Annotated in this window: 7 protein-coding genes; all 7 read left to right on the top strand. The window is 61.2% G+C overall.

The genetic code is table 11. The features are described 5' to 3' along the window. Positions 1 to 1,084 (top strand): MucB/RseB C-terminal domain-containing protein (locus tag BTW08_RS10195; protein ID WP_210403232.1); only part of this gene is annotated, 1,084 nt, incomplete at its 5' end. Between the two features lie 362 nt (positions 1,085 to 1,446). Continuing rightward, a complete protein-coding gene (locus BTW08_RS10190) occupies positions 1,447 to 2,871 on the top strand; it encodes a DegQ family serine endoprotease (RefSeq protein WP_075562412.1) in 1,425 nt (474 codons plus the stop codon). A 190-nt stretch (positions 2,872 to 3,061) separates the two neighbouring features. Next, positions 3,062 to 4,879 (top strand): translation elongation factor 4, encoded by a 1,818-nt coding sequence (gene lepA, locus BTW08_RS10185; protein ID WP_075562411.1) that lies wholly within the window; start codon positions 3,062 to 3,064, stop codon positions 4,877 to 4,879. An 11-nt stretch (positions 4,880 to 4,890) separates the two neighbouring features. After that, entirely contained in the window at positions 4,891 to 5,679 is a 789-nt protein-coding gene (gene lepB, locus BTW08_RS10180) for a signal peptidase I (RefSeq protein ID WP_075562410.1), read from the top strand. 189 nt (positions 5,680 to 5,868) lie between these two features. Beyond that, positions 5,869 to 6,567 carry a ribonuclease III gene (gene rnc / locus BTW08_RS10175; protein WP_075562409.1) on the top strand — a complete coding sequence of 233 codons (699 nt, stop codon included), beginning with the start codon at positions 5,869 to 5,871 and terminating at the stop codon, positions 6,565 to 6,567. Then, entirely contained in the window at positions 6,564 to 7,463 is a 900-nt protein-coding gene (gene era / locus BTW08_RS10170) for a GTPase Era (protein ID WP_075562408.1), read from the top strand. Before rnc ends, era begins: the two co-directional genes overlap by 4 nt. 54 nt (positions 7,464 to 7,517) lie before the next feature. Further along, positions 7,518 to 8,228, top strand: a complete 711-nt coding sequence (gene recO, locus BTW08_RS10165; protein ID WP_075562407.1) for a DNA repair protein RecO — start codon at positions 7,518 to 7,520, stop codon at positions 8,226 to 8,228. Positions 8,229 to 8,259 lie beyond the last annotated feature (31 nt).

Below are 8,259 nucleotides of genomic sequence, written 5' to 3'. Positions count from 1 at the left end.
GGATCGACGGCGCCGGAGCCACGGACGCGCGTTGATGTTCCGGATCTCCCCTCGGGCCCCTTGGGCCGCGGTATTCGCCGTAGTGGCAGCGTCGGCTGCCATGCCGGCGTCATCGCTTGCCGATGATAGAACCGGCCAGGAAACCTTCGACTGCGGTAATCTTGGCGCGGGTAGCGACAGTGATGTCTCCCCCGATGCGTTGTTTCAGCGCAGTCTCTGGGCCAGCCACTGCTACAACTTCGGAGCGCGTGCCGTCCGCATCAGCTTCGATGGTGTCAGAACGCTGGCGCTGACCCACAGCGTCGAAGACGGGGTCGAGACCGAGTCCGCCAGATTCCTTGATGGCCCGCCCATCGCTGTGGAAAAGCGAGGCAGCGTAGGCCAGGGCTCGAAAAAGAGCGCCCTGGGCTTCTCGGCCGGCGTCGCACCCGCCGAGCTCACTCGCCAGATCGTTGGACACTACGAACTCCAACCGATGGCGCTCGAGCGGATCGCCGGCCGCCCGGCATGGCGACTCGATGTCGAACCGCAGGACGGGCTGCGCTACGGCTACCGCCTATGGCTCGATCGCGAGACAGCGTTGCCGCTCAAGCGCGAGATGATCGGCATCGACGGACAGATTCTCGAAACCTTCCAGATAACCGATCTTCAAAAGCCCAAGCTCTATGCTGGCACGTTGCGTCTCGGGCCAGGCCTCCAGCCTGCGGACTCCCCGTGGCATGCGCAGTGGCTGCCCGCGGGTTTTACCGCGCAGCCGATTCCCCCGGAAAGCCCCGACCAGAGTGCTCGGGTGGAGCATCGCCTTTACAGCGATGGCCTGACCAGCATCAGCCTTTTCGTCGAACCCATGGCCAATGACCGGCGCGCCTTGCTGGCGGGCATTCATCGTCTGGGTATCTCCTACGGCGCTGTTCGCCATGTGATTCATCAGGGTCGGCCCATGCAGATACTGGTGCTTGGGGAGGCCCCGGCCGAGGTGCTGGCACGCATCGCCTCGAGCGTGGCGTGGAATGATGAAGACGGCGCCAGCGACACCGCTGCCGATAGTGTCGATGACAGCTCCGCTGATAGTTCCGCTGAATAGTTCCGCTGAATAGTTCCGCTGGTGGTTCCTGACGGTCCTTCCCCGTAGCTTCTGATGGCATTCCCGAGCATGGGCCAATGTCTGAACCGCCGCTGGCGGGTCCTGTTTCTTCGTGCAGTCTGGTCGTCGATAGCCGTTGGCGATAGCGAATCGATGGCTGCCGCCGCTGCAAAGAAACTTTACATCCCGTTGAACTCTTGCCGGTTTTTCGTATCAATGACTGTGGTCGCCGCGTCTTGTCATCAGCCGCGGCGATGATGCGATGACGTGAGGTTTATCAGCGGCGCTTAATTTACCCCTCACGGCCATCGATCTTCTCAACGTGTGACTCTCAGAGTCTTCATCGATGTTTAGGAGTGTTTATGGAACGCATGACAAGATGGTTCGCTCCGTGGCTCTTGATGGCCGTGACGTTATTGTCCGTTCAGGCGGCACAGGCACGCGAACTGCCCGACTTTACCAAGTTGGTCAAACAGGCTGCGCCCGGCGTCGTCAACATCGCCACGACCAGCAGTATCAGCGCGTCCAGCGGCCCTTACGGTCAGCAGGACGTCCCCGAGATATTCCGACGTTTCTTCGGCGATCAGATGCCGCAGATCCCCGGTAGCCCAGGCGGCCAGGGTGAAGAGGAGGAGCGTAAATCCCTCGGGTCGGGATTCGTCATTCGCAAGGATGGCTACATTCTGACCAACGCCCACGTGGTCAAGGATGCCGACGAAATTATGGTGCGGCTGAACGATCGGCGTGAGCTGCCGGCCAAGCTGGTGGGTTCCGACACCCGCACCGACGTGGCGTTGCTCAAGGTCGACGCCAACGATCTGCCGACGTTGAAGATCGGTGACTCAGACGATCTCGAGGCCGGCGAGTGGGTTGCCGCCATCGGCTCTCCGTTCGGTTTCGACCATTCGGTGACGGCCGGCATCGTCAGCGCCATCAACCGCACGCTGCCGAGCGAGACCTACGTACCGTTCATCCAGACCGATGTGGCGATCAACCCGGGCAACTCCGGTGGGCCGCTGTTCAATCTCGACGGCGAGGTCGTGGGTATCAATTCGCAGATCTATACGCGTAGTGGCGGCTTCATGGGGCTATCGTTCGCGGTACCGATCAGCGTTGCCATGAATGTCGCCGATCAGCTGCGCACCGAAGGTCATGTCAGCCGCGGCTGGTTGGGCGTGGTGATCCAGCCGGTGTCCAAGGACCTTGCCGAATCGTTCGGCCTCGACGGCACCAACGGCGCGCTGGTATCGGACGTCAGCGATGACAGCCCTGCCCAGAAGGCCGGTCTGAAGGCAGGCGACGTGATTCTGAGCGCCAACGGGTCGGATATTCAGGACTCCACTACGCTGCCCCGCGTGGTCGGTCAGGTGTCGCCGGGCGATGAGGTCAAGCTTCAGGTCATGCGTGACGGTACCGAGCGCGACATCGACGTGACCGTAGGGGATTGGCCGGAAGAGATGGCCGCCGACGGTTCGCCATCCAGCGAATCCTCCAACGATCAGACCCAGTTGGGTATCGCGGTCAGCGATCTCAACGATCAGGAGAAACAGCAGCTGGATATCGACAAGGGCGCGCTGGTGCGTCGCGTCGATCCGCGTGGCGCGGCGGCTTCCGCAGGTATTCAGCCGGGGGATGTGGTCGTCAGTTTCGATCAGAAGCCGATCGACAGCGCCGACCAGTTGATCGACGCGGTCAAGAAAGCCGATGACGATCGCGCGATTCCGGTGCGAATCGTGCGTGACGGCAACTCGCTGTTCGTGGCGCTGCGCCTGAAGTCCGGCGACTGAGCCGGGTGACGCGACAGCAACACGTTGCAGCTTCACACAGCCCCGCTTTGGCGGGGCTGTGTGCGTTCCGGTTGTCGCTGTCTTTGCCCCGGCCTTGTCGGTACAATGCGCCCAATTCGAAATCGACCGCGCGACTTGGCTACAGCACTCCGTGCGGACTGCGCGTGTACAAATGACCGGTAAGGCTTAAATGGCAGACGCTGCAAGTAACGAGCAACTGAAGTTCATTCGCAACTTCTCGATCATCGCCCATATCGACCATGGCAAATCCACCCTGGCGGATCGCATCATCCAGTTCTGCGGGGGCCTGACGGATCGCGAGCTCAAGGAGCAGGTGCTCGATTCGATGGATCTCGAACGCGAGCGGGGCATCACCATCAAGGCGCAGTCGGTCACGCTCGACTATCAGGCGCAGGATGGCCATACCTACCAGCTCAACTTCATCGATACGCCGGGGCATGTCGACTTCTCCTACGAGGTGTCGCGCTCGCTCTACGCCTGCGAAGGGGCGTTGCTGGTGGTCGACGCGGGCCAGGGCGTCGAGGCGCAGTCTGTCGCCAACTGTTACACCGCCATCGAGCAGAATCTGGAAGTCATCCCGGTTCTCAACAAGATGGACCTGCCCCAGGCCGATCCGGATAAGGTAGCTCACGAGATCGAGGAGATCATCGGCCTCGACGCGCAGGATGCCATACGCGTGTCGGCCAAGAGCGGTCTCAATATCGATCTGCTGCTCGAGCGTCTCGTTCGCGACATACCGCCACCCCAGGGGGATCGTGAAGGCGATCTCCAGGCGCTGATCATCGACTCCTGGTTCGATAATTATCAGGGCGTCGTGTCGCTGGTGCGGCTGTTCGACGGCACGCTGAAAAAGGGCGACAAGATCCGGATGAAGTCGACCGGTCGCGATTGGGACGTGACCGATATCGGCTATTTCACGCCCAAGCAGAATTCCACCGGTATCCTGCGGGCCGGCGAAGTCGGCTTCGTCATCGCCGGGATCAAGGATATCCAGGGCGCGCCGGTGGGCGACACCATCACGCATACCAAGACCAAGGACGTGCCGCGCCTGCCCGGTTTCCAGAAGGTGAAGCCCCAGGTCTACGCGGGCATGTTCCCGATCAGTTCCGATGACTACGAGGACTTCCGCGACGCGCTCGAGAAGCTGGCGCTCAACGATGCCTCGCTCGATTACGTGCCGGAAAATTCCGACGCGCTCGGGTTCGGCTTCCGTGTCGGTTTCCTGGGCACGCTGCACATGGAGATCGTCCAGGAGCGGCTGGAACGCGAATACGACATCGATCTGCTGACCACGGCGCCCACGGTCAACTACGAAATCCTGATGGACAACGGCGAGCTGGTCACCATTTCCAACCCGTCGAAGCTGCCGGACATGGCCAATGTGGCGGAGATGCGCGAGCCGATCGTGCGCGCCAGCATTCTGGTCCCGCAGGAGTATGTGGGCAACGTCATCTCCGAATGCGTCAATCGGCGTGGCGTGCAGCTCGACATGCAGGTGCTGGGCAACCAGATGCAGCTCGTCTACGAACTGCCGATGGCCGAAGTCGTGATGGATTTCTTCGACCGTCTCAAGTCGATCTCCAAGGGTTATGCGTCTCTCGACTACAGCTTCGAGCGTTTCGAGGCGGCCAAGCTGGTGCGCCTGGATATCCTCATCAACGGGGAGCGTGTCGATGCCCTGGCGCTGATCATTCACCGCGATCATGCCCACTCTCGCGGCCGCATCCTGGTCGACAAGATGAAAGAGCTGATCCCGCGTCAGATGTTCGACGTCGCCGTCCAGGCGACAATCGGCGGCAGCGTGGTCGCGAGATCCACGGTCAAGGCGCTGCGCAAGAACGTGACGGCCAAATGTTACGGCGGTGATACGTCACGCAAGAAGAAACTGCTGGAGAAGCAGAAAGCCGGCAAGAAACGCATGAAGCAGGTGGGTCGTGTCGAAATACCCCAGGATGCGTTCCTTGCCGTTCTCAAAATGAACGAGTAGGAAAACAGGTCATGGATTTTTCGCTGTTACTGGTATTGGCTGTCGCCATCACAGGGCTCGTCTGGTTGCTGGACAGCCTGTTCTGGCGTCGCTCACGTCATCGACGTCAGCGGGCCGATGCCGAAGCCAAGGGCGATGGCAAGACCGCAGAGTTCAAGGATCCCTGGCCGGTCGATTACGCTCGCTCGTTCTTCCCCGTGCTGCTGATCGTGCTGGTACTGCGCAGCTTCATCATCGAGCCGTTCCAGATTCCTTCCGGTTCCATGCGTCCGACGCTCGAAATTGGCGATTTCATCCTGGTCAACAAGTTCAGCTACGGCCTGCGACTGCCGGTCATCAATACCGAAATTGCGGATCTGGGCGAGCCGGAGCGGGGTGACGTCATGGTCTTCCGCTTCCCGGAGGACCCGTCGGTCAACTTCATCAAGCGCGTCATCGGCTTGCCCGGCGATCGCATTCGCTACGAGAACAAGCAGCTCTACGTCAACGGCGAACCGGTATCCAAGTCGATGACCGACTCCGATCCGGCGGAGGCGCCCGGCGAAGAGCTGTTCACAGAGCATCTCGGCGATGTCGATCACAGTATTTTCAACAATCCGCAGAGCCCCGGGCCGCAGATGCGGGAGATCGTGGTTCCCGATCATGAATATTTCATGATGGGCGACAACCGCGATCACTCCAATGACAGCCGCTACTGGGGCTTCGTGCCGGAGAAGAATATCGTCGGCAAGGCGTTCGCGGTGTGGATGCACTGGGATGGTGGATTACCTAGCTTCAGTACGGTGCGACAGATAAACTGATCCTTATATAGCCGGAAGCTAAAGCAACCGCTGCGCCACCCGCCGAGACCATCGGGTTCAGGTAACGGCAGTGACGCAGCAACTCGCGGAGCGGGCGACGGGCTATCCCGCGCCCGCTTTGCTTCGAAGACAACGACTCTTTGTTTCAAATAAGACTTGGTTCAAAGATAACGACTCAATGGGAATGACGTGAGTGATCCTCTGCAAGGCTTCAGCCGTCGTATCGGCCACGACTTTCGTGACCCGGCGCTGCTGGAACTGGCCCTGACGCATCGAAGCGTCGGCGGTTCCAACAACGAAAGACTCGAGTTTCTGGGAGACTCGATCGTCAATTTCGTGATCGGCGAAGCGTTGTTCAAGCGCTTTCCGGCCGCACGCGAAGGTCAGCTGTCCCGGCTGCGAGCAGGCCTCGTCAAGGGTCAGACGCTGGCCGTGGTGGCCCGCGAATTCGAACTGGGCGGCTGTCTGCGGCTGGGCTCAGGGGAGATGAAAAGCGGCGGACATCGGCGCGATTCGATTCTTGCCGACGCCTTGGAAGGGGTCATTGGCGCCATCTATCTCGATGCCGGTATGGATGTGGCACGCAGCCGCGTGCTGGCCTGGTTCGGTACCCGGCTGGAGGCGATCGATCTGCACAATACGCAGAAGGATCCCAAGACGCGGCTGCAGGAGTTTCTGCAGTCTCGCCAGCAGGCGTTGCCGCGCTACGAGGTGATTTCGGTCGAGGGTGAAGCACACTCCCAGACCTTCAGCGTCGAGTGTCATGTCTCGATGCTGGGCGACGAATCGCCGACGCTGGGAGAGGGCTCCAGTCGGCGCATCGCCGAGCAGCAGGCCGCCGAACTTGCGTTGTCCAAACTCGAACCCTCAAAGGGCAAGCGCCAATGACACAGAGCTGTGGTTTCGTCGCGATCGTCGGGCGCCCCAACGTGGGCAAGTCGACCCTGATGAATCGGATCCTGGGGCAGAAGATATCGATCACTTCGCGCCGTCCGCAAACGACGCGTCATCAGGTGATGGGGATCAAGACCGAGAACGAGGTCCAGTTCGTCTACGTCGATACGCCGGGTATTCACCTGCAGACCCGCGATCGCAACAAGGCGATCAACCGGTTCATGAACCAGGCCGCGACGCAGGCGCTGCGCGATGTCGACTGCGTGGTGTTTCTGGTCGATCGCACGCGCTGGACGGACGAAGATCAGGTCGTTCTCGACAAGCTGACCCATGTCGAGGCGCCGGTGATCCTGGCGATCAACAAGGTAGACTGGCTGGAGGACAAGACGACCTTGCTGCCGTGGCTGGAATCGCTGTCGGCGAGACGCGAGTTCGCCGCGATTCTGCCGATTTCGGCCAAGGACGGGACCAACGTGCCCGAACTCGAGGGCGAAGTCGCCAAGCGTCTGCCCGAGGGCGTGCACTATTTCCCGGATGACCAGATCACCAACAAGAGCCAGCGTTTTCTGGCGGCCGAACTGGTACGTGAGAAGGTCATGCGCCAGCTGGGCGACGAGCTTCCCTATCAGATGACCGTCGAGATCGAAGAGTTTCGCGATGAAGGCAAGGTCATTCACATCAGCGCGCTTATGCTGGTCGAGCGTCAGGGCCAGAAGAAGATCCTGATCGGCGACAAGGGCGAGCGGATCAAGAAGATCGGTATCGAGGCGCGTCAGGAGATGGAGCGCGCGTTCGACAGCAAGGTCATGCTCAACCTCTGGGTCAAGGTCAAACGCGGCTGGTCCGACGATGACCGTGCGCTGAAAAGTCTCGGCTATAACCACGATTGAACGACGGCCTGCGACTTCCTTGCTGACCTACGCTTTTCTCAAGAGACAACGGCAATGACGCCCCAGCCGGCCTACCTCCTGCACAAGCGGCCTTACCGGGAAACCAGTGCGCTGGTCGATGTCATCACCCTCGAACACGGCCGCGTGCGCGCCGTGGCCCAGGGGGTGCAGCGAGCGGGCAGCAAGTCGCGCAGCAAACTTCAGCCCTTTGCGCCGCTGCATCTGACCTGGGTCGGCGACGGCGATCTCAAGCGCCTGCGGATGATGGAAACCAGCCAGAGCGCGGTATTGCTGGCCGGCGAGGGACTGCTCTGCGGTTTTTACGCCAACGAACTGCTGACCCGTGCGCTGCCGGTGGGTTTGCCGGCGGGGGACGTATTCGCCATCTACGCCTGGGCGATCGAGCGTCTGACCCGTCCGGCGGAGCGCGCCACCAGTCTGCGCCGCCTCGAGATCACGCTGCTGGAAACGCTGGACGCCGACCCGGTGTTTCTCGATCTGGACGACGCGCCGCTCGATCCTTCCGTGCGTTACACCTATCTACCCGAGAGTCGCCGATTCATGCCGATTGCAGCGCATCTTCCCGGATGGGACGGCCGCAGTCTCAAGCTGCTGGCGCGCGGCGACTGGGACTCACCGGGGCTGGCCGGTTTGAGCAAGGCCTTGACCCGCGCCGCCCTGGCGCCGTTGCTCGGCAATCAGCCGTTGCGCTCCCGAGAGCTGATGCAGCGCCTCGGTCAGCGTCGTCGGCAGGGGCATTCCTGAGCGTGATCGATGTCGGGTTCGGGTTCTGTAT

It is taken from the genome of Salinicola sp. MH3R3-1, from assembly GCF_001937155.1.
Classification (GTDB): Bacteria; Pseudomonadota; Gammaproteobacteria; order Pseudomonadales; family Halomonadaceae; genus Salinicola; species Salinicola halophyticus.
The sequence above is the reverse complement of the archived record's forward strand: the minus strand, read 5'-3'. Positions and strand labels throughout refer to the sequence as shown.

Bases quoted from the DNA above. Each gene is read 5' to 3' on its own strand.
- BTW08_RS10190 (WP_075562412.1), top strand. From the start codon at position 1,447: ATGGAACGCATGACAAGATGGTTCGCTCCGTGGCTCTTGATGGCCGTG.
- lepA (WP_075562411.1), top strand. From the start codon at position 3,062: ATGGCAGACGCTGCAAGTAACGAGCAACTGAAGTTCATTCGCAACTTC.
- lepB (WP_075562410.1), top strand. From the start codon at position 4,891: ATGGATTTTTCGCTGTTACTGGTATTGGCTGTCGCCATCACAGGGCTC.
- era (WP_075562408.1), top strand. From the start codon at position 6,564: ATGACACAGAGCTGTGGTTTCGTCGCGATCGTCGGGCGCCCCAACGTG.
- recO (WP_075562407.1), top strand. From the start codon at position 7,518: ATGACGCCCCAGCCGGCCTACCTCCTGCACAAGCGGCCTTACCGGGAA.